The 26,635-nt window shown below is 36.7% G+C and carries 25 protein-coding genes; 4 read left to right on the top strand and 21 right to left on the bottom strand.

Translation table 11 applies throughout. From position 1 onward, the window contains the following. Positions 1–52: 52 nt before the first annotated feature. From yidC to guaA, 9 genes are all read right to left on the bottom strand, one after another. Positions 53–1,933, bottom strand: coding sequence for a membrane protein insertase YidC (yidC, locus tag ACFQO1_RS10815; protein ID WP_380218078.1), 1,881 nt, complete (start codon positions 1,931–1,933; stop codon positions 53–55). Between the two features lie 142 nt (positions 1,934–2,075). Continuing rightward, entirely contained in the window at positions 2,076–3,692 is a 1,617-nt protein-coding gene (locus tag ACFQO1_RS10810) for a CTP synthase (RefSeq protein WP_380218077.1), read from the bottom strand. A gap of 88 nt (positions 3,693–3,780) precedes the next feature. Beyond that, positions 3,781–4,170, bottom strand: coding sequence for a hypothetical protein (locus tag ACFQO1_RS10805; protein ID WP_380218076.1), 390 nt, complete (start codon positions 4,168–4,170; stop codon positions 3,781–3,783). Between the two features lie 43 nt (positions 4,171–4,213). Next, positions 4,214–4,456, bottom strand: a complete 243-nt coding sequence (locus ACFQO1_RS10800; RefSeq protein ID WP_380218075.1) for a DUF3820 family protein — start codon at positions 4,454–4,456, stop codon at positions 4,214–4,216. Further along, positions 4,440–4,976 (bottom strand): DUF922 domain-containing protein, encoded by a 537-nt coding sequence (locus ACFQO1_RS10795; protein WP_380218074.1) that lies wholly within the window; start codon positions 4,974–4,976, stop codon positions 4,440–4,442. The genes ACFQO1_RS10800 and ACFQO1_RS10795 overlap by 17 nt, the downstream gene beginning before the upstream one ends. Positions 4,977–4,989: 13 nt before the next feature. Next, positions 4,990–5,454, bottom strand: coding sequence for a GNAT family N-acetyltransferase (locus tag ACFQO1_RS10790; protein ID WP_380218073.1), 465 nt, complete (start codon positions 5,452–5,454; stop codon positions 4,990–4,992). A 5-nt stretch (positions 5,455–5,459) separates the two neighbouring features. Beyond that, positions 5,460–5,864, bottom strand: a complete 405-nt coding sequence (locus ACFQO1_RS10785) for an OsmC family protein (RefSeq protein ID WP_380218072.1) — start codon at positions 5,862–5,864, stop codon at positions 5,460–5,462. Beyond that, complete coding sequence (locus ACFQO1_RS10780; RefSeq protein WP_380218071.1) at positions 5,864–7,789, bottom strand: LysM peptidoglycan-binding domain-containing protein; 1,926 nt, start codon at positions 7,787–7,789, stop codon at positions 5,864–5,866. Before ACFQO1_RS10780 ends, ACFQO1_RS10785 begins: the two co-directional genes overlap by 1 nt. A gap of 65 nt (positions 7,790–7,854) precedes the next feature. Then, positions 7,855–9,384, bottom strand: a complete 1,530-nt coding sequence (gene guaA, locus ACFQO1_RS10775; protein ID WP_380218070.1) for a glutamine-hydrolyzing GMP synthase — start codon at positions 9,382–9,384, stop codon at positions 7,855–7,857. 164 nt (positions 9,385–9,548) lie between these two features. Here guaA and ACFQO1_RS10770 point away from each other — a divergent pair, with 164 nt between their 5' ends. After that, positions 9,549–11,372 (top strand): flavohemoglobin expression-modulating QEGLA motif protein, encoded by a 1,824-nt coding sequence (locus ACFQO1_RS10770; protein ID WP_380218069.1) that lies wholly within the window; start codon positions 9,549–9,551, stop codon positions 11,370–11,372. Between the two features lie 5 nt (positions 11,373–11,377). Next, on the top strand, positions 11,378–12,418 hold the full coding sequence (locus ACFQO1_RS10765) for a glutathione synthetase (protein WP_380218068.1): 1,041 nt from the start codon (positions 11,378–11,380) through the stop codon (positions 12,416–12,418). Here the strand turns inward: ACFQO1_RS10765 and bshC are convergent. Next, positions 12,413–14,008, bottom strand: coding sequence for a bacillithiol biosynthesis cysteine-adding enzyme BshC (gene bshC / locus ACFQO1_RS10760; protein WP_380218067.1), 1,596 nt, complete (start codon positions 14,006–14,008; stop codon positions 12,413–12,415). The genes ACFQO1_RS10765 and bshC overlap by 6 nt on opposite strands. 112 nt (positions 14,009–14,120) lie before the next feature. Here bshC and ACFQO1_RS10755 point away from each other — a divergent pair, with 112 nt between their 5' ends. Beyond that, complete coding sequence (locus tag ACFQO1_RS10755; RefSeq protein ID WP_380218066.1) at positions 14,121–16,607, top strand: M14 metallopeptidase family protein; 2,487 nt, start codon at positions 14,121–14,123, stop codon at positions 16,605–16,607. A 180-nt stretch (positions 16,608–16,787) separates the two neighbouring features. On the opposite strand, the gene ACFQO1_RS10750 is transcribed toward ACFQO1_RS10755, so the two are convergent. The 3 genes from ACFQO1_RS10750 to rimO form a co-directional block, all read right to left on the bottom strand. Beyond that, on the bottom strand, positions 16,788–17,966 hold the full coding sequence (locus ACFQO1_RS10750; RefSeq protein ID WP_380218065.1) for a glycosyltransferase: 1,179 nt from the start codon (positions 17,964–17,966) through the stop codon (positions 16,788–16,790). Between the two features lie 114 nt (positions 17,967–18,080). Next, positions 18,081–19,331 (bottom strand): hypothetical protein, encoded by a 1,251-nt coding sequence (locus ACFQO1_RS10745; protein ID WP_380218064.1) that lies wholly within the window; start codon positions 19,329–19,331, stop codon positions 18,081–18,083. Between the two features lie 67 nt (positions 19,332–19,398). Further along, positions 19,399–20,703 carry a 30S ribosomal protein S12 methylthiotransferase RimO gene (rimO, locus tag ACFQO1_RS10740; RefSeq protein ID WP_380218063.1) on the bottom strand — a complete coding sequence of 435 codons (1,305 nt, stop codon included), beginning with the start codon at positions 20,701–20,703 and terminating at the stop codon, positions 19,399–19,401. A 79-nt stretch (positions 20,704–20,782) separates the two neighbouring features. On the opposite strand from rimO, the gene ACFQO1_RS10735 reads away from it, so the two are divergent. Continuing rightward, complete coding sequence (locus tag ACFQO1_RS10735) at positions 20,783–21,865, top strand: serine hydrolase domain-containing protein (protein WP_380218062.1); 1,083 nt, start codon at positions 20,783–20,785, stop codon at positions 21,863–21,865. On the opposite strand, the gene ACFQO1_RS10730 is transcribed toward ACFQO1_RS10735, so the two are convergent. The 8 genes from ACFQO1_RS10730 to ACFQO1_RS10695 form a co-directional block, all read right to left on the bottom strand. Continuing rightward, positions 21,858–22,445 (bottom strand): SET domain-containing protein, encoded by a 588-nt coding sequence (locus tag ACFQO1_RS10730; RefSeq protein WP_380218061.1) that lies wholly within the window; start codon positions 22,443–22,445, stop codon positions 21,858–21,860. The two genes, ACFQO1_RS10735 and ACFQO1_RS10730, sit on opposite strands and share 8 nt — an antisense overlap. 100 nt (positions 22,446–22,545) lie before the next feature. Beyond that, the gene (ftsY, locus tag ACFQO1_RS10725; protein ID WP_380218060.1) at positions 22,546–23,502 is read right to left on the bottom strand and encodes a signal recognition particle-docking protein FtsY; all 957 of its coding nucleotides are present in this window, start codon (positions 23,500–23,502) and stop codon (positions 22,546–22,548) included. A 203-nt stretch (positions 23,503–23,705) separates the two neighbouring features. Further along, positions 23,706–23,858 (bottom strand): DUF4295 domain-containing protein, encoded by a 153-nt coding sequence (locus tag ACFQO1_RS10720; protein WP_380218059.1) that lies wholly within the window; start codon positions 23,856–23,858, stop codon positions 23,706–23,708. A 49-nt stretch (positions 23,859–23,907) separates the two neighbouring features. Beyond that, entirely contained in the window at positions 23,908–24,090 is a 183-nt protein-coding gene (gene rpmG, locus ACFQO1_RS10715; protein ID WP_045081706.1) for a 50S ribosomal protein L33, read from the bottom strand. A 26-nt stretch (positions 24,091–24,116) separates the two neighbouring features. Then, complete coding sequence (gene rpmB / locus ACFQO1_RS10710) at positions 24,117–24,356, bottom strand: 50S ribosomal protein L28 (RefSeq protein ID WP_380218058.1); 240 nt, start codon at positions 24,354–24,356, stop codon at positions 24,117–24,119. Between the two features lie 75 nt (positions 24,357–24,431). After that, positions 24,432–25,679 (bottom strand): competence/damage-inducible protein A, encoded by a 1,248-nt coding sequence (locus tag ACFQO1_RS10705; RefSeq protein ID WP_380218056.1) that lies wholly within the window; start codon positions 25,677–25,679, stop codon positions 24,432–24,434. After that, positions 25,679–26,020 (bottom strand): Hpt domain-containing protein, encoded by a 342-nt coding sequence (locus tag ACFQO1_RS10700; protein ID WP_380218055.1) that lies wholly within the window; start codon positions 26,018–26,020, stop codon positions 25,679–25,681. Before ACFQO1_RS10700 ends, ACFQO1_RS10705 begins: the two co-directional genes overlap by 1 nt. 3 nt (positions 26,021–26,023) lie before the next feature. Next, positions 26,024–26,635, bottom strand: a complete 612-nt coding sequence (locus ACFQO1_RS10695; protein WP_380218054.1) for a fumarylacetoacetate hydrolase family protein — start codon at positions 26,633–26,635, stop codon at positions 26,024–26,026.

Genomic DNA, 26,635 nt, shown 5'->3' with positions numbered 1-26,635 from the left:
TGCCAAAATCTGTAAAAGGGTTTTGGCATAAAATATCTAAAGATTAAAAAGATTACCGTTTTCCAGCTTTCTTTTGTTGTTCTGCCTGTTCCATCATCTCTGCCATTTTACGCTGAAACTTATTTTGTTTTTTAGGCTTTTTCTTATTGACAGCTATTTTCGCCTTGATCTTTTCTTCGTCAATGATAAAGTTCTTAATCACCAACATAATCCCTATCGTAATTAAGTTTGAAGTAAAGTAGTACAACGAAAGTCCGCTGGCATATTGATTAAAGAAAACCAACATAAACAAAGGTGACAAATACATTAAAAATTTCATGTTAGGCATGCCTGGCTGCTGCTGTGCTTGCATGCTTTGTCCCATGGTCATCGTCATATATACAAAAATAGCTATAGATGCCAAAATAGGAAATAAACTTACGTGATCTCCGTAAAGTGGAATTCTAAATGGCAACTCGGCTATTACATCATAACTCGAAAGATCGTCTGCCCATAAAAAACTTTTTTGCCGCAAATCAAATGCTGTAGGAAAAAATGTAAATAGCGCGTAGAATACAGGAATTTGCAATAGTGCCGGTAAGCATCCTTTGAGTGGACTGGCTCCAGCAACATTTTGAAGTTTCATAGTTTCCTGTTGAATCTTCATTTTATTATCCTTATACTTCTCTTTAATAGCATCTAATTCTGGCTTTAATACCTTCATTTTCGCTTGAGAAACATATTGTTTATACTGAACAGGAGATAATGCTAATTTGATTAATACAGTAAGCAAAATAATAGCAATACCGGCAGGTAACCATCCGCTTAACATTCCGAATAAAGGAATAATAATGTACTTGTTAATCATCCCAAAAATCCCCCAACCCAACGGCATGGCTTCGTCAAGGTTTCGGTCATATTTTTTAAATATCTGGTAATCAGTAGGACCATAATACATATTCATATTATACGCCAATGCTCCACCCTTAGGGGCTAATAACATCTTAGCGCCGTATTGTTTTGTAAACACCGTATCAATATCTTCATCCTCTACAAGATCTACCGAAGTCAATGCTACTTCTTCAAAGGGGGTATCGGTTAACAGCATGGAACTAAAGAAATGCTGACGAAAATTCATCCAGCTTACATCTTTTTCTAAATCATCATCTTCTCCGGTTGCCGATAATTTTGAGTGATCGTCTCCTTCAAATTCGTAGGTTAAGCGTGAATATCTGTTCTCATAACTAATACTTTTTGCGTGACGATATCCTTTTAATCTCCAATCAAGGTACATAGGTTGTGATGTATCCATTACACCAGACAATCCCTGTGATTTTAAACTAAAATCCAACATATATTCACCTGGGGCTAACTCGTAACGGTATTCGATATAAGCATCTGCGTCCGATTTTAAACGCATGGTTAATACCTGATTTTCTCCATTTTTTGTTAGTTCTGGTTCAAAAAATAATTCTTTAGAGTTCAGTAATCTATTTTCTGAAGAAAATTGAAGATTCAATGAAGCATTTCCATCTTTAATAAGATATACTGGAATCGAATCAAAAGTTTTATGTTTCTTCAGTCTTGCCTCTATGATATAGCCTCCTTTGTTACTAACGGTAAGTGCTAATACATCATTTTCAATGACTGTTGTATTTTCTTCTGCTGAAGGTAAAGTACCTGAATATGCAAAAGAGCCTAATCTATTTTGTAACTTCTCAAGTGCTAACGAATCTTGCTGATTTGCAACTGAAAATTCCTCGGTAGCTTCGGTAAGAGTAACATCCTCTTTTTCTAGAGTTTCAGTTTCGGCTTGTGCAGCCGCTTCCGTTTTTGCTTTCTCGGCTTGTATCTCCTCTTCCGTAGGGCCATTGAGATACAGCATCCAAATGAGGATACCTCCAATAAGCACAAAACCTATGAGTGAGTTTAAATCAAATTTCTTTCCGTCCATTTTAATGCCCACTAAGGTGGGTATCTTTTAAGTTAATTTTATAAAAATCTTCAACTGACCTAGAAAAATCTTAATATTTTAAAAGTCATGATCTACTTGTCAACAATCTAGCCTTCGCCATTCTTTCAGCCAAATTGTCGTATTATTTATTTTCGGCAAAGGTACGTGCTGCTTTAACAAATGCCACAAATAATGGATGTGGATTTGCAACAGTACTTTTATATTCGGGATGATATTGAACCCCTACAAACCAAGGGTGATCTGGGTTTTCAATAATTTCAACCAAATTAGTTTCAGGATTAATACCTGTAGTTTTTAGTCCGGCAGCTTCCAGTTGCTTTCGATAGGCATTATTGTATTCATAACGATGCCTGTGACGTTCTTCAATACTTGAAGTTTTGTAGACATTACCAACGATACTATCTGCGACAAGTTCACATTTCCAAGAACCTAAACGCATAGTTCCTCCCATGTCTGTAATGCTTTTTTGCTCCTCCATTAAGTTAATTACAGGATTTGCTGTTTTTTTGCTCATTTCGCTGGAATTTGCATCTTTTAAACCTAAAACGTTTCGACTATATTCTATCACGGCCATTTGCATGCCTAAGCAAATCCCTAAAAAAGGAATTTTATATTCACGGGCATATTTAACTGCTTCAATCTTACCTTCAATTCCTCGTTCTCCAAAACCTGGAGCAACTAATATTCCGTCTAGCTTAACAAATTCTTTTTTAATAGTTTTTTCACTAAGATGCTCGCTATGTATTGAAGTTACATTTACCTTAACTTCATTTTCGGCACCTGCGTGAATAAAAGATTCTAAAATTGACTTATAACTATCTTGTAATTCGACATACTTACCAATAAGACCAATATTCACTTCGCTTTTTGGATTTTTATGGCGTTTCAAGAATTGATTCCATTGCTCCAAATCTGGTTCACCTGCATCTTTAAGTTTTAATTTTTCAATGGTCACATTGTCCAGACCTTCTTCCAACATTAAATTTGGAACGTCATAAATAGTCGAAGCATCAATGGACTGGATAACTGCTTCCTTTTTCACATTACAGAAAAGGGCTAATTTAGCTTTTAAATCTTCGGAAAGTTCATGCTCCGTTCTACATACCAAGATATCTGCCTTAATTCCACTTTCCATAAGTGTTTTAACAGAGTGCTGTGTAGGTTTTGTTTTTAATTCTCCAGCTGCAGATAAATACGGTATCAAGGTCAAATGTATGACCAAGGCATTATCATCGCCCAGTTCCCATTTTAACTGACGCACCGACTCTATATAAGGCAACGATTCAATATCCCCGACTGTTCCTCCAATTTCAGTAATGACAATATCATAATCGCCACTTTTCCCTAATATTTGAATCCGTTCTTTAATTTCATTGGTGATATGTGGTACTACCTGAACTGTTTTTCCTAAAAATTCACCACGGCGTTCTTTGTCAATTACGCTTTGGTAAATCCTACCGGTAGTCACATTATTTGCTTGAGAAGTGGGTGTGTTTAGGAAACGTTCGTAATGCCCTAGATCGAGATCTGTTTCAGCGCCATCGTCTGTCACATAACATTCACCATGCTCATAAGGATTTAAAGTTCCCGGATCCACATTAATATACGGATCTAATTTTTGAATAGTCACTCTATATCCTCGCGCCTGTAATAGTTTGGCTAGTGAGGCAGCAATTATGCCTTTTCCCAGAGATGAAGATACTCCGCCCGTTACGAAGATATATTTTGTAGTGTTCATAGATGCCTTTACTTTGTTCGCTATACGGGATGCAAAGGTAGGTATTTATTAGCTACTGAAACAGCCTTTTTATAATTTAACGCTATTGTTATTCTTCGGAAAGATTTGAGTGTATAGCAGCATTTTCTTTTAAAGTATCTCTCATAATATATTTGAATACCATACCAATAGAAGCTGCCAGACTTATACCTAGATAGGCGGTACCAAAAACAATCATTTGCCAAGCATCTGAAAGGGTATCGAATTTAACAATATCTGAATATAATGCAAGAAAGAGGTAGCCAAATATCATTGAGAATAACAATGCCATTACAATGCCAGTCATCAAATTATTAAAGTAAATTTGAGCTACAATAGCAATAACAATGGCTACCGCAATTGGGTTTATGATAAAACCACTATTGAACATATAAAAGAAAGTCGAGAGAATTAAAATGACCTCTGGTAATAGGCTCTTATATTTTTTCAAAAATTTCATACGATATATTTTTATCTAGATGAAAAATTATTGAACCCGTTGCTTATAAATATTTGGTAGTGTTAATTAGTGGCTTTAACAGACCTTCCAATCCGTTCACTTTAATCTCGTACATTTCTTCTAACATCCGTCCTAATTTACCTTCAGGGAAACCTTTTTGCTTAAACCAAACAAAATAAGGTTCTGGAATCTTCACTAATAATTGACCTTTGTACTTTCCGAAGGGCATTTTATAATTTGCGAGTTCTTCAAGGTGCTTTGGGTTGGGATTATTTCCAGCGTTCATATTTTTTTAATTGAGCCGCGATAAATCGTTGCCATTTTAACTCACCCTCCTCATTGCGGGAGTGTACCGATTCTTTATCAAAAGCATGTTGTATGTCTTGACGTTCTTTTTCATTAGCACTATAAACAGCATCAATTTCTTTCTTGATATTTTTGGTCAATGGAATAGCTTCCACTTTTTTTCTGAGTTTTCGGGCAAAAAGTTCTGAAATATCAAAATGCGCCTGTTCGTGCCGTAAAATATAGTCGTTTACTATTTCCGGGCGGTACCAGGATAAATTTGGGTAAAAATTACTCTGAATTGTATACTCTAAATTAATTTTACCATTGCGTTCTCCATATGAATATGAAAATGATATTCCAGAATTAGTACTAGCTACATATTCCCTACTTCCACTAGGAGTTCCTTTAAAATCGGACCAGCTAAGTTTACTGTTTTCATTCCATGCAATTTTTTTCTCATCACTTTCCGAAGAAAAAAGCGAAGCCAAAAAAATCGATACAAAAAGAAATGCTTTCATAAAAAACTAACGCTTATCTACTAAATTTATTGAGTCGTTTCTTAAAACAAAGGCTCTCTGTTACATTTTCGTATTGCCCGTAATTCTCTATTTGTTGGTATCCGCATTTTTGATACAAAGCAATTGCTTCTGGTTGCCTAATTCCTGTTTCCAAAATGCAATAGTCATACCCTAATTCCATTGCCCATGTTTCTAATGCTGAAAGAATTTTTGTAGCAATCCCTTTTCCGCGGAAGCTATCCAGCGTAAACATCCTTTTGATTTCAGCCGTATTCTTATTGTAGTTTTTTAGAGCGCCACAACCTATAGGAGTGCTCTCATTATATACGACGACAACATAAGGTATAGAATCGAGTTTATTAAATTGATTATAGAATTCATGATCATCCCCATCCCGAATTGCCAATTCGGCATCCAATAATTTTACTAGTGATTTGAAATCTATATCTGAAGTAGTAGTTCTGCGAAGTGAGATCATACTTTTTACTTCCAATTAAAAGTAATGTCTTTTTTGATGTCTGGATGCAGACTAAAATGAACCGGACAGGTATTCCCTGCATTTTCAAGTATGGCTCTGTGTTTTTCTGAAACACCTCCAGGCAGATTAAACACGATTTTAATTTCTGATATCCTGCGAGGGTTTGCAGCCATCGTTTTTGTTACTTCTGCTGTAGCACCCTCAAGATTTACCGCTAGATCTGTTGCTTTGATTCCCATAATCGTGAGCATACAATTGGCAAGGCCTGTAGCTACGGTATCTGTTGGAGAGAAAGCGGCTCCTTTTCCATTATTGTCGGTGGGAGCATCTGTAATAAAAGTAGCTCCTGATTTAATATGCTCATTGGAAGTGCGCAAATTACCTTGGTATGTTACTTTTGAGGTTCCCATTATTCTACTTCTTCAAAAAGAAGGTCCTTATTATATTTTACAAGATAGACTGCTTCATTCTCATATCCAGACAAAAATCTTTTTGTATATCTGAATTTATTTTCGATATATTCTGTTTCATAATCGCTATCCATCGAATCATAAATATCATTGGCAATAGCGAGTCTCAATAACACGTCATACGTTACATCAAACCCACGCACAGCATATTTATTAGGTAAGACTCCATATTCGTTTTTATAACTAATTAAAAACGCATTCTTATCATTATGATTATAACTTTTATTTACTGAAGGGAATGTAAAATTCAATTTAGCCAAGTGCAGATTTGAAACATCATTATAGTCATAGGCATCATTTTTATCAAACGTGAATAATCGCAAGTTGTTACTGGAAGGCATCCCATTTAGCAATCCTACGACATTACTCACCAAAACAGGATTTTCAGACTCTAGAATAATCCAGTTTTCTTTTGTTTTGTCAAGTTTGGAATCAATATCTTGAACATACAAAAAGGCATCCTTACGAAGGTTTACCGTTTTCGCTTGAGGAAAAGCCGAAAGTATTTCGGACTTTTGAGTTCCTTTTTTAGGATCTGCAATAACCAAAAAGTTTTTATTTGCTTCATTGTCTTTTAAATAAGAGAATAATTTTTTACGAAGCATTTTATCGGTAGGCAACGTTTGAAACAGATTAGATTTCATCTCTATTTCACGGTTACTTAAAGGAGAAAATACAGGAATGTTATCTCGTTTAAGCTCATCGGCTGCTATCTCAACATTTTTTCGAAGTAAGGGTCCAATGACAGCGTCAGTATCTTCGAAGTCATTACCATTAATGATAGAACGGGTTTTGCCTTCGTTTGCATCGGTATCATATACATCTATTTCGATGGAGATTCCCTTATCTTTTGCAAACTCGGCTGCCATTAACACTCCGCTGTAAAAATCGAGCGCGACACGCACCGTTGCATTTTTCTTAATTAAATCTACATTTGTCGAAGTAGAATCACTTGTTGCTTTATTTAACTGAAAAGGCAATAGCACAGCAATCTTCTTTTTACTCCGATTGCTAATAATGCTTTCTAGATCTATTTTTTGAACATTAGAATCTGCAACACTTTCGGCTACTTCTTTTGGAATCTTTAAAATCATTCCATCTTTTAATCCGTCTTTCGCATAAGGATTCAGTTCGATGATTTGCGCTTCGGTTAACCCTAATTTTACCTTTAATCTATAAAACCCTTCTTTAGGTTGCACCTCATAATAATCAAATTCATCGGTGTCAATTGTTGAAGTGGAAACTTTTTCAGAAGAAGGAATATTTAAAACTGTTCCTATGGTTACATTTTCTCCAAGACCCGGATTTAATTTCTGAAGATCAGGAATGGTAATCCCATACATTCTAGCAATACCATACATAGTTTCTTTAGCTTTTACGGTATGGGTTGCTTTATTTTCTGAAACATTTGTGGTATTATTAGAAGTTTCAGTATTATTTGATGTATTTGTAGTGACAACGCTAGCAGTGACTGGAATTCGTATTTTTTCTCCCTTTTTTAGTTGTCGCGCATACAGTTCTTTATTGTACTTTTTTAAATCGTCCTGACTCACATTATAGGTCTGAGAAATACTGAACAACGTTTCTTTTCGCTTTACTTTATGCATCTTAAAAGTAACCGAATCACTGGTCGTATTAATTAAATCGGTTGTTGGCAATACTAAAACAGCTCCTTCACGAACTCCTTGTTTCGTATCTGGATTAAATTTGTAAATAGTTGCTTCAGAAACTCCATAGGTTTGGGAAATACTAAAAATTGTTTCTCCCTTTTTAACGGTATGATTCTGATAGTTTTGTTGTACAACAGCTGCTGTACAAGAATCGCACAATACGAAAAGTAAGCTTAAATAAATAAAATATTTCACGTCAGATTTATTTTGTTAGTAATGTACAACTTATGCTTTAAATTATTTCTTAATACCTATTTAAATTATTCCCACTCAATAGTTGCAGGTGGTTTCGAGCTTATGTCATACACTACTCTATTAACGCCTTTCACACGGTTTATTATATGATTGCTCGTTTCCTGCAAAAATTCGTAGGGTAAATTTACCCAATCTGCCGTCATACCGTCTGTACTTTCAACAGCTCTTAGCGCAACCACTTTTTCATAGGTTCGTTCATCGCCCATTACCCCTACGCTATTTACAGGCAGTAACATGGCACCAGCCTGCCATACTTTATCGTACAAATTCCATTTGCGCAATCCTTCAATAAAAATATGATCTACTTCCTGAAGGATACTTACTTTCTCTGCTGTAATAGCTCCCAGAATACGTATTGCTAAGCCAGGTCCAGGAAATGGATGTCTTCCTAATAATTTTGAATCAATTCCCATTTCTGCACCTACTCTACGCACCTCATCTTTAAATAACATTCGTAGCGGCTCAACGACCTTAAGCTTCATAAAATCTGGTAATCCACCTACATTGTGATGTGATTTTATAGTTACCGATGGACCATTTACTGAAACACTTTCTATGACATCTGGATAAATAGTTCCTTGTGCGAGATAAGTTACACCTGTAATTGAAGTAGCTTCGTCGTCAAATACTTCAATAAAAACCCGCCCAATGGCTTTACGCTTCTCTTCAGGATCACTTTTTCCTGCAAGCGCGTCCAAGAAACGTGCCGAAGCATCTACTCCTTTTACATTAAGTCCCATCCCTTTGTACTGAAGCAGCACATCACTATATTCATTTTTGCGTAGTAAGCCGTTGTTTACAAAAATACAATGCAATTGTTTTCCTATCGCTTTGTGAAGGAGGATCGCTGCAACCGTAGAATCTACACCACCACTTAAACCTAGCACTACCTTTTCATTTCCAATTTGCTCTTTAAGGGCAGCTACAGTAGTATCTACAAAAGCTGCTGGGGTCCAAGAGGCTTCTACTCCCGCAATATGGATTAGAAAGTTTTCAAGTAGTTGCTTTCCATCTGTAGTATGATATACTTCCGGATGAAACTGAATTGCATACGTTTCTTCGTCCTCTATTCTGTAAGCTGCGTTCATCACATCTGCTGTACTCGCCAATCGGACGCCACCAGTAGGCAACGCTGCAATAGTATCACTATGGCTCATCCAAACTTGAGAGCCTTCAGCAATATTTGCAAACAAACCTTCGGCATCTTTGATCATTGTTAATTTAGCTCTTCCATATTCTCTAATATCTGAAGGAGCCACGTTTCCTCCGTTAAAATGTGCCAAATATTGAGCACCATAACAGACACCCAAGAGCGGTAATTTTCCTTTTATTTCTGAAAGGTCTGGATGTGCAGCGTCTTCAGCTCTTACAGACAACGGACTACCAGAAAGAATTACAGCTTTAAAAGAAGATAAATCTTCAGGAATTTTATGGTACGGGTGAATTTCGCAGTAAATATTAAGTTCTCTAACTCTTCGTGCTATAAGCTGAGTGTACTGAGAACCAAAATCTAAAATGAGGACGTTATTTTGCATCCACAAAAATACTTAAAATTTTAAGTTAGAAAATGCTTCGAACTTAAAAAATAAGTTGAAAATTTGAAACCCTTTGACACGACCTTAACAATCGCCGTTAAACTAATGCCAATCTCCTATGCATCTTACAAAAATGCGATGAATAAATAGTATTTTTAGGTCTTATGATTGAAGAGCCATTACTGCAAACGGTTTGTGGAGATTTAGAGTCGCAATTACCCATTAATGAGCAGCTGCCAGAAGGCGGTATGTTGCATATTGATAAAGTATTGCCTTATATCTGTATTTACCGATATAAAAAGCCGGATTTATACTTTTCGGGATTATTAAAAACGCAGGCTTCGTATTTAATAGTTAAAGACACGGTTGATATTTCAGAATTGATTCAATGTATTGCAACCTCAATGTCTAAAAAACTTAATTCGTTTCTTATTCTTGAAATGTGGCCCGAACGAAACAATCACGATGCTACCTTTGAAATCTCATGTCCAAAAGATAAAGCTCCCGCTACCATAAAAGCGCTACAAATAGGAATTGATGAAATGCGACTTATATATCCCGAAGTTTCTTCAACAGTCAATGACACCAATATGCGTCATCCCGATAGATTAGAACCTTTAATGACTATCGATCAGTCTAAAGCTTCAGGTAGTTTGACGATTGGTATTTCGGTTCCAACTATTTATCAGCGACCTTCCGAAAATCAAGTGTATTCTATTTTTTACCGAAAATTTGCAACCTATCTTTCAGAAATAATTAAAAGAACGGTGTTTGAATTTATCCGGGTACAGACTTCAAATCCGTATGATCATTTTCTAATGCTCGGGAAAACGAGTCTTGATAAAATAACCATGCAGGCAGATCATGATCTGGCCGAAATTAGTGAAGGCATGTCCTTTCTACTACGAACTACACCTGTCAATAGCAGCGAACAATGGGAACAATTTAAAGAAAGTAAATTTTCCAAAAAACCCTCCTTTACCTATAGATTAATCGCATTAGATCCTGAACAGGAAAAAAGAAAGCTGTATGATATTCCAATTGAAAAGGTAGATGATCCTACCCTCGCTTACATTTTGCGTGACAAACGGCTGGAGATCGAGAAACAACTTACTATGCTGGAAGAGCGGGGTACCGATAGTTTTCGTTTTGTAGGGGAAAGTTTATATGGTCGTATAGAAGAAGATGTTTTAAATGGAGCAAAAGAAATTCTCAACACTTTCTCTGAAGGAGAAAATGCTTCAGAAATTGATAAATTTACTTGTCATGAATTTGCAGAACACGCTCAAAAAGAAATTGATTATTACCAAGAAAAATTTCCACACTTAAAGCTAGCCTTAGAAATTCGTAGTGATGTTGCTGGAATTATGGTTTCAGAAACGACACTACTCATTAGTGATCAACTTAACATGGATTCGAATCGATGTGACGCCTTGATACAACATGAAATCGCAACCCATATATTAACGTATTGCAATGGAAAAAGCCAACCACTAAAACAAATGTATGCAGGTTTTGCAGGGTATGATCAATTACAGGAAGGACTTGCTGTGCTGTCTGAATATCTTGTGGGTGGCTTGACCAAAAACAGGCTTCGATTACTTGCAGGACGTGTTGTTGCTGCAGACAGTCTGGTCTCTGGAGCTACATTTGTAGACACCTTTCACTTGCTTCATAAAGAGTATAATTTTCCAGAACGGACGGCATACTATATTACAATGCGGATTTATAGAGGTGGCGGACTCACAAAAGATGCAGTATACCTCGCAGGATTGATCAATGTTTTAGATTATCTTAAAGACGGAGGAAAATTAGAAACCCTATATGCTGGAAAATTTAATACCAACCATGTTCCGTTGATTGAAGAATTAATCTACCGAAATGTGCTAAAGAAGCCCGAATTACCAAGATTTTTAGAACGTCCCTCAGTACAGGAACGCTTACAACAAATACGAAAAGGAATAACCCTAACCGAACTTTTAAACTAAAGACTATGAAAATTGCATTTGTAATAAATGACCACGCCACCGAACAAGTAAAATACTCTACACCAACGATGGGTTATGCAGCCTACAAAAGGGGACACGAGGTATTTTACATTGGTGTTGGCGAATTAGGGTATGCCAGTGACGGTAATTTGACAGCACTTTGTAAGACCATTTCAGACCGGAAATTTAAAAGTCAGGAAACTTATTTCAAGGCTGTTCAGGAACAGGAATTGACAAAAATTTCTTCAGAAGATCTGGATGTATTGTTTCTTCGTAATGACCCTAGTGATGAAATTGGCGAACGCGAATGGGCTCAAAATGCAGCTTTTATTTTTGGTGAAATAGCGGTAAGAAATAATGTGCTCGTAGTAAATCATCCAACCAGTCTGGCAAGCGCCGTAAATAAAATGTATTTTCAGCATTTTCCAGAAATATTACGTCCAGAGACCATCATAAGCCGTGATGAAAATGAAATAAGAGAATTTTTTAAAAGTCAGAAACAAAAAATGATCCTTAAGCCCTTAAAAGGAAGTGGAGGAACCAATGTGTTTAGGATGGATAAAAAAAATGAACATAATTTAAGTCAGACCATCGAAGCCATTAGTCGAGATGGGTATGTAATCGCACAGGAATATTTACCCGCAGCAACCAAAGGGGACACAAGACTTATCTTAATGAATGGCGAACCATTAAAGGTCGATGATGCTTACGCAGTGATACAGCGTGTCAATGCCGAAGGAGATATTCGAAGTAATATTCATGCGGGAGGAAAACCCGATAAAGTAAAAGTTACAGATCAAATGTTAGAACTAGCAGAAATTGTTCGTCCAAAGTTAGTCCAAGATGGCATGTTCTTAGTTGGGATAGATATTGTTGGTGATAAATTAATGGAGATTAATGTGTTTAGTCCTGGCGGATTAAACATGATGAGTCGCGCCTATGAAAAAGATTTTGCAGCCGAAGTCATTAAAAGTATTGAACGAAAAGTACATTATAAAAACCTATATGGTGATTATATAGACAATAGCAGACTCGCGACATTATAAGGTAATAATGGAAAACTCATGTGACAATGGATCTAACTGTTGCTTTAATTTTTTGAATAAATCCTCGCCATATGGAAGATAAAATTCAGAAAAGTTGGTATTACGTTCTTGAAGACTCTGCCCAGGAAATAAGGAATCCTGCAATTGTGTAAGTCGGTCCAATTGATCTGCCAATTTTCTTTTTTGAGCTTTTAGTAACCGTTTTTCGAGATGGTCTAATCCATTTTTTTGTTTCTTTTCTTGAGCGGCAACCGCTCCCATAAATGACGCATCTGTTTTGTTGGCAAGGGTATATAAATCTTTAAACTGAGCTTCCAGCAGTTCTTTCTGAGCTGAAAAATCAATCTTTACTTCTGAAAGTTTTTTGGTAACGTTTGTCTTTAATTCGTGTTGCTTTTGAAATAATTCTGTAATTGAAACATCTAGTTTTTTTAGTTTTTCTGAAAGTTTAGCAGGTACCAATATCGCAGAATTACGTAATAACACTATAGGAAACGGAACATTTACACCTTCAAAATATGCTTTTAACTGAAACCAATATGCCAATTCACCACCACCACCAACATAACAGATATTAGGTAAGATTACTTCTTGATACAAAGGTCGCAATAAAGCGTTTGGCGAAAACCGCTCCGGATGTCTATTAAGTTCTTTAAAGATTTCGTCTTTGGTAAAAACCAAATCTGTTTCGTTGACATAAAACTTTTCTTGCTTTTCGATAATCCTTTCCCGAATTCCTTCGGTTACATAAAATAAATTGATTTCGCGCGGATGTACCTGTTCGCTATATCCTGCCTGAAGAAGTGCTTTAATTGTTTTAGTAATTTTTTTAAAAGAAATATTTTCGTCAAGTTCTTTTTCAGCAAACGGGATGAAAGCTTTTTTTAATACTGCATCATTTCCATCGACAATTACAAGACCGTATTCTTTAAACAGTTCGTTTCCTAAATAGCGTGTTGCATCGGCAAGATTGGGATGCTCTGTATAGGCTTCAGAAAAAAGAGATGTGAGTTTCTTTCCGTTTTCAGTAGTACCAAAAACTTTTGCAACAACCTGCCTTACTTCCTGTAAACCTTCGGTAGAAAATTCGCCTACACCTCCGCCGTCTTGTCTGTCCCAGACAATTTTCTTTCCATTGAAATTAAAATAATTGATTTCCTCAAAATCGTGATCTTCGGTTGCCATCCAATACACAGGGACAAAGTGATAATTAGGATAGGTTTTATTTAATTTTTCTGAAAGATTTATGACCGAAAAGATCTTATATAAAAAATATAAGGGTCCTGTAAACAAGTTAAGTTGATGCCCTGTGGTGATGGTAAATGTATTGTCTTTGGCAAGCGACTCAATATTGTGCTGGGTAGCTTCAGAAGTTTCAAAATCTTGATACTGAAGCTTCAGTTGTTGTTTTAGAACATTTCTTGAATTGGCACTGTATGAACTCTTTTTTTCATTCAACTGCTCCTTACAATTTTCCAGCGTGGGGAACTTTCCGTAGAACTGCTTTAAAGAAGAATCTTGCGCAAGATAATCACCTATCAATTTTGAAAAATAACCAGTTTTTTGATACGGGATAAAACTTTTAGGCATAGGATTACTGCAATTAGTGTTTCAAAAATAATGATAATATATAATAACAACTTCAGAATACAGAATTTGGCAAAACTTTAGTAGCTTTAGCCTTTCATATTAAAACCCACCAATGAAACGATTTTTAATCTTACCACTCGTTCTTTTTATCTCGTTTGTGCAAGCTCAAGTTCAATCTCCTTCAGAATTTCTAGGCTACGAACTAGGTACTCAATTTTCACGACATGCAGATGTAGTTACCTATTTTGAGCATGTTGCCAAAAATAGTAGTATGGTAACCTATGACACTTATGGAAAAACAAATGAACGCAGACCGCTTACGTATGCGATAGTTTCTACGCCAGAAAATCTCGCCAATATTGAGCAAATTCGACAGGATAATTTAAAAAACACAGGGATTCTTGCTGGAAATGCAACCCCAGAAATTGCAATTGTATGGTTAAGTTATAATGTTCATGGTAATGAAGCATCAAGTACCGAAGCTTCCATGAGCTCTTTATATAGATTAATTACTGAAAAAAAAGCCTGGCTACAAAATACGGTCGTAATTATTGATCCTTGCGTAAACCCGGACGGACGTGATCGGTATGCCAATTGGTATAATCAGGTAAAAGCCACTCCTTACAATCCGAAGCAAGCAGCGACAGAACACAATGAACCCTGGCCAGGGGGAAGACCTAACCATTACCTCTTTGACCTCAACCGGGACTGGGCATGGGCATCACAGGTAGAAACCCAGCAACGATTAAAGATCTATAATAAATGGATGCCGCACGTACACGTAGATTTTCACGAACAGGGTATCAATGAGCCTTATTATTTTGCACCTGCTGCAGAACCTTTTCATGAGATTATAACTGATTTCCAGCGAGATTTTCAAACAGAAATTGGTAAAAATCACGCCAGCTATTTTGATGATGAAGGTTGGCTATTTTTTACCCGCGAACGTTTTGACTTATTATATCCAAGTTATGGGGACACCTATCCAACTTTTATGGGCGCTATTGGTATGACTTACGAACAAGCAGGTCACGGAAGAGCTGGCTTAGGAATTAACACCGACGAAGGTTTTGAATTAACCTTGGTAGATCGTGTGGCACACCATACAACTACAGCACTTTCTACTGTTGAAATTTCTTCTCAGAATGCTGCCAGGCTAAATACTGAGTTTAAAAAATTCTTTGACAACACAAACCTAAAATTCAAGAGTTATGTGTTAAAAGGCAGTACTGACAAAATTAAAGCTCTCACACATCTGTTGGATAAACACGAGATTAAGTACAGTTTTGCGAATGGCGGAAAGGTAAGTGGCTATAACTATACCACTCAAAAAGATGGAAGCATGGATGCTGCAGGCGCGTTGGTTGTATCAACAAATCAGCCAAAGGGGAAGATGGTCAAAGTATTATTTGAGTCAACTGCAAAACTGGATGAACCGCTCACTTACGATATTACAGCTTGGAGTATCCCGTATGCGTATGGACTAGAAGCTATAGCAAGTACCTCTCTTGTCAATGGGAGTGTTCAAAATCTGGAAACTATTAACAATGTAGCCTTGGCGAATGCTGCAGGATATATCTCAAAGTGGGATAGCATGCAGGATGCTGCGTTTTTGTCAGAGTTATTGCAGGAGGATATCCGAGTGCGCTTTTCAGAAAAGAAATTGATTTTTGGCGGAAAGACCTTCGGACGCGGAAGCCTTGTCATTACCAAAAGTGATAACAGGATGAATGAAACTTTCAGCAAAAAACTAATTGAAATTGCCAACAAACACAATCGTAAGTTATACGCATCAAACACAAGTTTTGCGGATGCAATTACCGATTTTGGATCCCCCGATGTTAAGTTAATTAACAATCAGCGGATAGCAATGTTACAAGGAGAAGGTACGTCATCTCTCAGCTATGGAGCGCTATGGCACTTTTTTGAAACACAATTAAATTACCCAATCACTTCTATTAATACAGATGATTTTAGCGTGTCAGTGCTTCAAAAGTATGATGTATTAGTGATGCCTGAAGGCTGGTACGGACGTATCCTTACCGAAGAATCCCTTACTGATTTAAAAGATTGGGTTCGGTCTGGCGGAAAAGTCATTGCTATAGGAGCTGCTGTTCGTTCTTTTGCAGACAAAGAAGGATTTAATCTCACTTCTAATAAAGATGAAGACGATTCTGAAGAAAAAGAAGAAAATTCAGCAGATAATTTAATCCCATATGACCAACGTGAACGTGCGCAGGTACCCAATCTAATTACAGGAAGCATTTTTAAAACAACACTGGATGTAACACACCCAATGGCGTTTGGATACGATAAAGACTACTACTCTTTAAAATTAGGAGGAACTTCTTATGCTTTTTTAGATAGTGGATATAATGTAGGATATATCAAGGATACTCCTGTAGTTGTATCTGGATTTGCAGGTGAAAAAGCCACTAAAGGGTTAACAAATTCTGTTGTGTTCGCAGAAGAGCGCATGGGAAGTGGAAGTATGATCTATATGGTCGATGATGTACTATTTCGATCTTTCTGGGAAAACGGAAAGTTACTCTTTGTCAATGCTATCTTTTTTGTAAACAATAACAAATTCACATTATAATTTTTAGGCACAACAAACAGCATCAAAAAAACCTTCCCGACAGTGACGAAGAGAAGGTTTTCTTTCATAGCAATTAATCTTCCAAATCAACTTTAATTAATCACAATGTCTAAGTGAAGTAAATAGACAGTGCAATGTAAGGGTTGTACTTAATATCTTGTAACTCGAAAAGTTTAATTATTAACTCATTCCCGATGCTTTATTTTTTTCCTCTATCCACTTACTTAGATATTTACTGCTCTGTAACGTATGGTGTTGCAGCACCTGTCCTATAAAGTTTTGATTTCTATGAGAAGATAATTTTGTCAAAAGATGTTTTATCCTCTCCATAAGAATTGGTTCGAAACTTTTTTTTCTAAAACGACTTTCTATCGTCGCAAACCCTAGTCGCTGCCCTACTAACCAATCTTTTTTATTTGAATATAAAGTAACGGCAGTATCCACAAATTTTTCATTATTATCTTCTGTATACGCCAAAGTACTTTCCGAAGTAAAAATACCTTCTGCTCCCATTTGGGTAGTTACAAAAGGAGTCCCAAATTGCATTGCATCTATGAGTTTGCCTTTTAATCCCGCACCAAATCGAATTGGCGCTACACATACCCTCGCATGTGTCATTACTTCTCTAACTGAAGGTGCCCATCCTTTTATTAGAAATCCTTCTTTTTTTGAATGAAGCTGAATAATTTGTTGAGAAGCATACGTACCATACACATGCAATTCAGCTTTAGGTAATCGCTTTTTAATCTGTGGCCAGATTTCTTTTTTTAGCTGAAGCACCGAATCTACATTGGGTGCATGGAACATATTACCAATAGTAACAAAATGGTGTCTTTCATCAAAAGTTGGCAATGTGAGTTTTTCTGAAGCGGCTAACGGTTCGATCAAAAAAGGCAGGTATAGTAAAAAAGCTTCAGAGATCTTAAATGTCTCTTTTAGAAGCTGCATTTCAACTTCAGAAATGATAAGCGAAAGGTCACAACGAAGGATGCTCGCGATTTCACGTTTTGCTGTTTCAGTAAATAGATACGCTTTCGTAACAGGAATATTATTTTTTACAGCTTCCTGTCGTGCCTTCCGTAGAAAATGCAAATCTTCGGTATCCAAAATACGAAGTGCTTCTGGGCACATTTGAGCCACACGCCAACCAAATTGTTCTTCGGTAATATAGCGATCAAAAAGGACGATTGTTGGCTCAAGTTTTTTAACAAATACATCAAAACTTGAACTGTTAAGTTCAATAGTTTCTGAAGAAATTCCAAGTTCCTCTAGGTTTTGAGACTTTTCAGAAATGGATGCTGTACTTGCAAAAGTTATGGTGTAACCCCGCTCTTTAAAAATAGAAATGAGCTGCATCATTCTTGTGCCAGCTGCCGTGGTGGTTGGCTCCGGAAACGTATGACCTATTATGAGAAGGGAGATATTAATAATTTAGTGGATTTAAAATCTATGGGTCTTAGGTATAAAACGTTGTTATAGTTGCGCAATAGCAACCTTTGCTGTTTTAATGGATGATCCTCCTTCTTTTAGCATCGCCCAGGCCAGAAATAAGGTATCACCTACTTTTTCTAACTGCGGAAAGCCACTTGCACGAGATGAATCTGTTTTAGAAACTGTCATAACCTCTCCTCTGGATCCATTGCTATTCACTTTTATTAATTGAATCAAGGTTTCATCTTCCAATAGTTCCATCCAAACGATTGCAGCCGATTCTTTAGAAAGCATCACCAGATCTACCCGCCCTAAACTTTCGTTTGTATCCACACGAATTGGGATATCAAACGTTTCTCCGTTATCTTCTGAAAATATAACGTGTACTTTTGGCTTATCATTTTTTGCAGTAAACCATGCGACGGCAAGATGATCATCTAAGGCATCAACTGCCGGTCCATTTACAGGACAACCCGCAATCTTCCAGTTATCCTTGTGTATGGTTTCAGGTTTTGTCCAAATGCTATCTATCAATCTGGTAATAGAAATATCCCGAATATCATCATCACTTCTGTCTCGATAGACTACCACAGGGCCTTTATTAGTGATCGCCATTGCAGTATTGCAACAATCACAGACACGATTATCCAATTCTACTCTATTTGCTATCGTTCCATTATAGGAGACTTGTGCGGTTCTCAACGTCATGGCACCAGCACTTTCATGAGTTTCAGAATCATGAGCAGCAGAAGTATTTCTTCCATCGAGCCAGGCTACTTGAAATAAACCATCATTGTAAGGCTGCATCGATACAAAACCGTGTTCACTTTTGGTGCCATCATCGTGTAGAAAAAAATCTTGTTCTCCCTGAATTTGTTTCAGGGTCTCATCATAGAGATTCAATTTTATATCATATGTGTAAGTGCCATTTGCCGATTTCTGAAGGATATTTGTCAATACTGTACCCTTATTTTCAGCAATCGCGGGGAAATCGGCCCAATTGGTAAACCAATCTTTTCCACTTGTAATTTCTGAAGGTAGTGTCCAAGTACTATCTTTTAATACTGAAAAATGTAAGTGATCTGTCGAATCTTTTCTTGTAACCCAGGAGAAATAAAGGGCATTTCCGTTACTAAACAGTCTTGGCAATTGGCTCTTCTCTTCTGAAGGATTATCAAAAAGTTGTATAACGGAAAGGGGTTCAACTGTAGGCAGTTGATGAGTTTCCTTCTTATTTTCTTTGCATGAAAATAGAAGAAATACACAGCAAATAATAAAGTAGGGATTCCGCATAAAACTTAGTTTCTTCAAAAATAGGAAAACCCCTTTTAAGAAACTAGCTAATCACTCAACCGATTTACTAGTGCACTACTTCTGCATACAAATCGAAATCTTCTGCTGCGGTAATCTTCACGGTAAAGAATTCTCCTGTTCGTAAGTAGCCTTCTTCCGCATTAATAAGTACTTCGTTATCTACATCGGGACTATCAAATTCTGTTCGTCCTATATAATAAGTACCTTCTTTACGGTCAATGAGCACTCTGAATTCCTTACCAATTTTCTGCTGATTCAATTCCCACGAAATTTGCGACTGAATCTCCATGATTTTATTTGCACGATCTATCTTTACATCTTCAGGCACATCATCTTCTAGATTGTAGGCATGTGTATTTTCTTCGTGAGAATACGTAAAACAACCCAAACGCTCAAAGCGTTGTTCAATCACCCAGTCTCTTAAGGTTTCGAAATCTTCCTGTGTTTCTCCTGGATACCCTACAATTAATGTAGTTCGTATTGCCATTTCAGGTACTGCAGCGCGAAACTCTTCCAGCAGTTTTGTTGTTTTCGCTTTGGTCGTTCCGCGGCGCATCGATTTTAATATGGGGTCTGCAATGTGCTGTAATGGAATGTCAATATAGTTACAAATCTTAGGTTCGTTTTTCATCACATCCAATACGTCCATTGGAAATCCTGTTGGAAATGCATAATGTAATCGAATCCATTCGATACCTTCTACTTTTGCAAGTGCTTGAAGCAGTTCTGCCAGATTTCTTTTCTTGTAAAGATCAAGTCCGTAGTACGTTAAATCCTGAGCGATAAGAATTAATTCCTTCACTCCTTTGGCTGCTAATTTTTCGGCTTCGGTAACTAAATTCTCTATAGGTGTAGACCTGTGCTTTCCTCTCATTATTGGGATGGCACAAAACGAGCATGGACGATCACACCCTTCAGCAATTTTTAAATACGCATAATTTTTTGGCGTAGTTGTTAAACGTTCACCTATCAATTCATGTTTATAATCTGCTCCCAGAGCTTTTAGAAGGCCAGGTAATTCTGTGGTTCCAAAGTATTGATCCACATTTGGAATTTCTTTTTGAAGGTCTGGTTTATATCGTTCAGAAAGACAACCCGTCACAAAAACTTTATCGACGATGCCCTCTTCTTTTTTCTGAACGTACTCTAAAATAGTATTGACACTTTCTTCTTTAGCATTGGCAATAAATCCGCAGGTGTTGATCACTACAACATTTCCTTCCTCTTCATGAACCACCTCTTTATTATTAGCGCGAAGTTGCCCCATGAGTACTTCACTATCGTACACATTTTTAGAGCAACCCAAGGTAACTACATTTATCTTATTCTTTTTTAATGTCTTCGTTCTCATGCATAAATTTTCGGACTGCAAAGATACAATCTTTTAAACCTTTGTTAGTTAAATTTGTCAAAGAAGAAACGTACTAATAATGAAATATTTACTTCTCCTTTTAGGTTTTCTTATCGCTTGTTCTAGTGATAATAATTCGACTGAAGAAATTGTAGATGACATGCAACCTATGGAAACGCTTTATTTTCCACCTATAAATTCTTCGGAATGGCAAACCACTACAATTTCAGAGCAGAATTGGAATGAAAGTGCTTTACCTGAATTGACTACTTTTCTTTCAGAAACTAACACCGAAGCCTTTATCATTCTAAAAGATGGCAAAATTGTGGTTGAAGAATATTATAATGGCGCCTCGAATGACGATTTTCAACCTTGGAATTCGGCTGGTAAGACCCTAACAGCATTTACGGTAGGTATTGCCGAAAACGAGGGGCTACTTTCTATTGAGAATATGAGTTCCCAGTTTTTAGGGGAAGGTTGGACAAGTATGAGCCTAGCTCAGGAAAATACTATTCAATTGTTTCACCAACTCACCATGACTTCTGGGGGAGATTACACAGTTGACAATACTGCATGTTATGATCCAGAGTGCTTACGCTATCTTAGTGATCCTGGCACTTTTTGGTATTATCATAATGCCTTTTACACTTTATTGCAACCAGTACTGGATGCAGCTACCCCAACAGGATTCACCACATATTTTTCAGAAAAGGTAAAAGACAAAATAGGGATGAATGGCGCATGGATTACACTGGGCTATAACAATGTTTATTTTAGTTCCGCAAGAAGTATGGCTCGGTTTGGCTTATTAAATCTTAACAAAGGAGCTTGGAAAGAAGAACAACTTATCGATGCTTCTTATTTTGAAGCCATGACTAATACCTCACAGGAATTGAATAAAAGCTATGGATATCTCTGGTGGCTAAATGGGAAAGAAAGTTATAGACTCCCACAGTCAACGGCACAGTTTTCTGGGACTCTTATCCCAAATGCCCCATCAGATTTGATTGCAGGACTAGGAAAGGATGATCAGAAATTATATGTGATTCCCAGCAAAAATATGGTAGTTGTAAGAATGGGAGGTAATGGAGGAAGTGAATTATTAGGCCCTTCTGGATATGATAATAATTTATGGGGAAAAATTAGTGCACTTATTAATTAGCTTCGTAATAAATTTCAAGAATTGAAGCCAAAGGCTTATTTCCATTAATCACCTCTGAAATTTCTTTTTTGGTTTTATCTGAAAGTAATTTATCGAGTGGCTGATCCACTTTTAATATTTGAGGAAAAACAGCTGCAATTTTCTTATCCCAGACCTTATGGTAATTTTTAAGGTCGTCTGGATATACCGTTTTACGTTTAGTGCCTTCTTCGGCAGCCCTAAAAGGAGTTTCAATATTTAAATACCCGTAATCATCTGTTAATTGTTCGCCAGGATGAATATCCCGAATCGCTATTTCAAAATCGTAAGCTGTCGAAAGGCAGTTAGATTTAAAGCTATGATTTACAAAGCGACCATGATCCCAACAAAGAACAAAATTACCTTTACTATTTCGGTAGGTATAAAAATCTAAAATATCCTGATATAGCTTGTCGAGTTTTTGAAATTCTTTTATAGTGAATGTCCTATCTAGTTTGTCCAAAACCCAAGTAATAGTCCCTGCAGGGATAAATTTTGTTGCGACCACACCATGGCCAATTTCGTCGTTGATGTATTGTAATTGGGTATGCGGATGTATCATAAATAGCAAGTGATATTAAAATAAGCTGTAGTACTACACTACTAAAATCACCACTAAAGATAAAAATGCCAAAGGTTTAAAAAAATAAAGAAGTGTTAAACTATTTAAAAAAACTATCTACAAATTCAAACTTATTGAACACTTGCAGATCGTCAATTCCTTCCCCTACGCCAATGTATTTTACAGGAATTTGAAACTGATCGCTAATTCCAATTACAACTCCTCCCTTTGCGGTACCATCAAGTTTGGTTACTGCCAATGAAGTTACCTCGGTGGCGGCTGTAAATTGTTTTGCCTGTTCAAAAGCATTTTGGCCTGTAGAACCGTCCAGCACTAACAAAACATCATGCGGGGCATTTGGAACGACCTTTTGCATTACTCGCTTTACTTTAGTGAGCTCATTCATAAGATTGACTTTATTGTGTAAGCGACCTGCAGTGTCAATAATGACTACGTCTGCGTTTTCAGAAACCGCACTCTGTAAAGTATCAAAAGCTACACTCGCAGGATCACTTCCCATGTCCTGTTTTACGATAGGAACGCCTGTTCGGTCTGCCCAGACCTGCAATTGATCGATGGCAGCCGCTCTAAAGGTATCTGCAGCCCCCAGCACTACTTTTTTTCCCGACTTTTTAAATTGATTTGCTAATTTCCCGATGGTGGTTGTTTTTCCAACACCATTGACACCCACCACCATAATAACATGAGGTCCTTTTTCGTGTACAGGCACTTCAAAATGGGTTGCATTACCACTATCGACCTCACTCAACAAGCCAGCAATTTCTTCGCGAAGAATTTTATTTAATTCGTCTGTCCCTACGTATTTATCTTTTGCAACACGAGCTTCAATTCGTTCAATCACTTTTAAGGTTGTGTTTACACCTACATCACTGGAAACCAATACCTCTTCCAGATTATCCAAAACATCATCATCAACCTTACTTTTCCCTGCTACTGCTTTGGACAGTTTATCGAAAAAAGTATTTTTTGATTTTTCTAATCCTTTGTCTAAGGTTTCTTTTTTCTCCTGATTAAATATTTTTTTAAAAAAGCTCATGTTAAAAATTTATACGTTGATGAATAGAGAAGTTTTTAGATACCGCTCAACTCGTAATTTATGCGTGAGGGATTGAGTACGTTACCATGTAACGACGAAAGCCCGACCCAGACCAAATCAATGTGAGCGTCTGGGACACGCCCAAAAATACAAAAAGCCACTCTCGTTAAAAAGTGGCTTCTTAGTAAATATCTTAACGCAGGTTATTGTTTGTTTAACCAGTCGTTTACTACGTCTGGAGCCATAATAGACTCTACAAATGTGTATGCTCCTGTTTTAGGCGATTTTACCATTTTAATAGCTTTGGTAAGACGCTTAGATCCTGTTTGTAACGATGCTACTGATTTCTTTGCCATGATAAATTTTATTTATCATTCCCACGAAAGCGGGAATCTATATTTATAATTACTTAATTTCTTTATGAACCGTCATTTTCTTTAAGATTGGGTTAAATTTCTTTAACTCCATTCTATCTGGCGTGTTCTTTTTATTCTTTGTTGTAATGTAACGTGAAGTTCCTGGTTTCCCAGACTCTTTGTGCTCTGTGCACTCTAAAATTACCTGTACTCTATTTCCTTTTTTAGCCATCGTAGTAGACTTTTACTGGTTTGCAATTATTTAGTCAAGTAGCCGTTTGCTCTTGCTTCTTTGATAACTGCAGAAATACCTTTTTTATTAATGTTTTTTAGTGCTGAAGTAGATACTTTAAGGGTAACCCATTTATCTTCTTCAGGAATGAAAAAACGTTTTTTAACTAAGTTTACATTAAACTTGCGTTTTGTTTTATTCATTGCGTGAGATACGTTGTTTCCAACCATTGCTCTCTTTCCGGTAAGCTCACAAACTCTTGACATTGCTTAAACTTTATAGTTATTTTAAAACAGGCTGCAAATTTAAGTAATATTATTGGTTTGCACAACAAAAGAAATTTAGTTTTTTGAAATTTCTTTTAATACCATTTCAAAGGCCTTGTTCACTGCTTTTTTTATGACCCTTTCTCGCGGCTTTCCAAAGCTAAATTTTTCACTTGTAATCCCTTGCGGACCAGCAATAGCAATACATACCGTTCCAACTTCGTCAAATCCATCTCCTTTGGTAGGACCTGCTATTCCTGTTGTAGACAATGCATAGGTGGTATCAAAAAGCTTGCGGCATTGTTTTGCCATAGCTTCAGCTACTTCTAGACTTACTACGGAATGCTCTTTAATCAAGCTCGAGTTGACTCCTAAGATGTCAGATTTTAAGGTAGTAGCGTAAGGGATAATTCCCCCTTTAAAATAAACTGAAGATCCAGCGATAGCTGTTATCTCTTGTGCAATGGAGCCACCAGTACAACTTTCAGCCAGGCTTAAAGTCGCATTTTCCTTTTGCAATATCTCTGAAATCTGCTCTTGAATGGTCGTTTCATCCTCATACCCTACTGCAATGTCGTCAAGCATAGTATAGAGTTTGTCCATTTGTGAATCTACCGATGCTACTAAGAAGTCATTATCATACCCTTTTGAAGAAAGTCGTAATCGAACTCTACCTAACGAAGGTAAATAAGCAAGTTTAATGGATGAAGGTAAAGCTTCCTCCCAACTAGTAATAATTTCTTGTATTTCACTTTCTCCTTTTCCGTAGGTAAGTAAGGTTTTGTGATAAATGAAAGGACGATTAAAATGATTGATAACTCTTGGCAGCACATCATTAGAAATTAAAGCCTTCATTTCGTAGGGAACTCCTGGAAGCGACACAAAGACCTTATGGTTGCTCTCAAACCACATTCCGGCCGCGGTGCCATGTTCATTATTTAGAATCGTAGCTTTGGAAGGCACCATTGCTTGTTGCAAATTAGAAGGTAACGGCTCTCGCTTGATGTATGTAGAAAATATATGCTTAATGTTTTTAAGTACTTCCGTATTTTCGACTAGGGTATCGTCAAAAAACTCACAGAATGTTTGTTTGGTAATATCATCTTTGGTAGGCCCCAGTCCGCCAGTAACGATAATAAGGTCTGCGTTCTCTTTAGCATTGGTTAATGCCTTTAAAATATGAGTTTTATCATCTTGAACAGACGTTATTTGATACACCTGAACTCCAATTTTATTGAGCTCTTTACTTATAAAAGCTGAATTGGTATCTACAATCTGACCGATAAGAATTTCATCACCTATGGTAATAATTTCTGCCAGCATTAACCTGCAAAGTCTTTTTGAAGTTCTTCAATTACATGAGTCACTATTTCCATAACCCTATCCATATTATCTTGAATAGAAGCTACTTTTTTTGAGGTTTTGGTCCAATCTTCAATTGCTGCGATATCCTTTAAAACCTCAATTCCAAACATTTCGAAATTGGGTTTCATTTTGTGCGCAAATTGGTACGCCAATTCTTTATTGTCATTACCCACAGCCTCATTTAGCGCAGCCAAATCTGGAGGAATTTCTTCTAAAAAAGCCTGAGCGACTACCGCCATAAAATCTTCATCGCCCCCAGCGACTTCTTTTAAACTTTCTCTATTATAGTATTCTGCCATGTATTATTTAACTTTTATCGAAAAAACTTCTTCCTGTTCAATATATCCTGTTAGGATATCGTTAGGGCTTACTTTTCCTACTCCACTGGGAGTTCCTGTAAATATAACATCTCCTATCTTTAAAGTAAAATATTTTGAGATATATTCGATTAACGTATCAATTTTCCACAACATTAATGCCGTATTCCCCTTTTGCGCTACAGTATCGTTCTTCTTTAGGCTAAAATTTATGTTGTTTACATCTTTAAAAACACGCTTGTTTATATATTTACCTATCACTGCAGCCCCGTCAAAAGCCTTGGCCTTTTCCCAAGGCAATCCTTTTTCTTTTAATTGCGACTGAAGATCTCTCGCTGTAAAGTCAATTCCTAGCCCTATCTCGTCATAATATTTATGTGCAAACTTACGATCAATGTGCTTTCCTATTTTTTTAATTTTTACCAAAATTTCAACTTCATGATGTACATCGTTAGAAAATTCAGGGATAAAAAATGGTTGTTTTTTAAGAAGAATAGCAGTGTCTGGCTTTAAAAATAAAACAGGATGTTCTGGCCTGGCATTTTCCAATTCTTCAATATGATCGGTATAATTGCGTCCTACGCAGATAATTTTCAT

Origin of the sequence: Jejudonia soesokkakensis (assembly GCF_042664795.1) — a bacterium.
Classification (GTDB): Bacteria; Bacteroidota; Bacteroidia; order Flavobacteriales; family Flavobacteriaceae; genus Jejudonia; species Jejudonia soesokkakensis.
Note: the sequence above shows the minus strand (reverse complement) of the source record. Positions and strands in the feature narration are given on the sequence as shown.

Bases quoted from the DNA above. Each gene is read 5' to 3' on its own strand.
- yidC (WP_380218078.1), bottom strand. From the start codon at position 1,933: ATGGACGGAAAGAAATTTGATTTAAACTCACTCATAGGTTTTGTGCTT.
- ACFQO1_RS10810 (WP_380218077.1), bottom strand. From the start codon at position 3,692: ATGAACACTACAAAATATATCTTCGTAACGGGCGGAGTATCTTCATCT.
- ACFQO1_RS10805 (WP_380218076.1), bottom strand. From the start codon at position 4,170: ATGAAATTTTTGAAAAAATATAAGAGCCTATTACCAGAGGTCATTTTA.
- ACFQO1_RS10800 (WP_380218075.1), bottom strand. From the start codon at position 4,456: ATGAACGCTGGAAATAATCCCAACCCAAAGCACCTTGAAGAACTCGCA.
- ACFQO1_RS10795 (WP_380218074.1), bottom strand. From the start codon at position 4,976: ATGAAAGCATTTCTTTTTGTATCGATTTTTTTGGCTTCGCTTTTTTCT.
- ACFQO1_RS10790 (WP_380218073.1), bottom strand. From the start codon at position 5,454: ATGATCTCACTTCGCAGAACTACTACTTCAGATATAGATTTCAAATCA.
- ACFQO1_RS10785 (WP_380218072.1), bottom strand. From the start codon at position 5,864: ATGGGAACCTCAAAAGTAACATACCAAGGTAATTTGCGCACTTCCAAT.
- guaA (WP_380218070.1), bottom strand. From the start codon at position 9,384: ATGCAAAATAACGTCCTCATTTTAGATTTTGGTTCTCAGTACACTCAG.
- ACFQO1_RS10770 (WP_380218069.1), top strand. From the start codon at position 9,549: ATGATTGAAGAGCCATTACTGCAAACGGTTTGTGGAGATTTAGAGTCG.
- ACFQO1_RS10765 (WP_380218068.1), top strand. From the start codon at position 11,378: ATGAAAATTGCATTTGTAATAAATGACCACGCCACCGAACAAGTAAAA.
- bshC (WP_380218067.1), bottom strand. From the start codon at position 14,008: ATGCCTAAAAGTTTTATCCCGTATCAAAAAACTGGTTATTTTTCAAAA.
- ACFQO1_RS10755 (WP_380218066.1), top strand. From the start codon at position 14,121: ATGAAACGATTTTTAATCTTACCACTCGTTCTTTTTATCTCGTTTGTG.
- ACFQO1_RS10750 (WP_380218065.1), bottom strand. From the start codon at position 17,966: ATGATGCAGCTCATTTCTATTTTTAAAGAGCGGGGTTACACCATAACT.
- ACFQO1_RS10745 (WP_380218064.1), bottom strand. From the start codon at position 19,331: ATGCGGAATCCCTACTTTATTATTTGCTGTGTATTTCTTCTATTTTCA.
- rimO (WP_380218063.1), bottom strand. From the start codon at position 20,703: ATGAGAACGAAGACATTAAAAAAGAATAAGATAAATGTAGTTACCTTG.
- ACFQO1_RS10735 (WP_380218062.1), top strand. From the start codon at position 20,783: ATGAAATATTTACTTCTCCTTTTAGGTTTTCTTATCGCTTGTTCTAGT.
- ACFQO1_RS10730 (WP_380218061.1), bottom strand. From the start codon at position 22,445: ATGATACATCCGCATACCCAATTACAATACATCAACGACGAAATTGGC.
- ftsY (WP_380218060.1), bottom strand. From the start codon at position 23,502: ATGAGCTTTTTTAAAAAAATATTTAATCAGGAGAAAAAAGAAACCTTA.
- ACFQO1_RS10720 (WP_380218059.1), bottom strand. From the start codon at position 23,858: ATGGCAAAGAAATCAGTAGCATCGTTACAAACAGGATCTAAGCGTCTT.
- rpmG (WP_045081706.1), bottom strand. From the start codon at position 24,090: ATGGCTAAAAAAGGAAATAGAGTACAGGTAATTTTAGAGTGCACAGAG.
- rpmB (WP_380218058.1), bottom strand. From the start codon at position 24,356: ATGTCAAGAGTTTGTGAGCTTACCGGAAAGAGAGCAATGGTTGGAAAC.
- ACFQO1_RS10705 (WP_380218056.1), bottom strand. From the start codon at position 25,679: ATGCTGGCAGAAATTATTACCATAGGTGATGAAATTCTTATCGGTCAG.
- ACFQO1_RS10700 (WP_380218055.1), bottom strand. From the start codon at position 26,020: ATGGCAGAATACTATAATAGAGAAAGTTTAAAAGAAGTCGCTGGGGGC.
- ACFQO1_RS10695 (WP_380218054.1), bottom strand. From the start codon at position 26,635: ATGAAAATTATCTGCGTAGGACGCAATTATACCGATCATATTGAAGAA.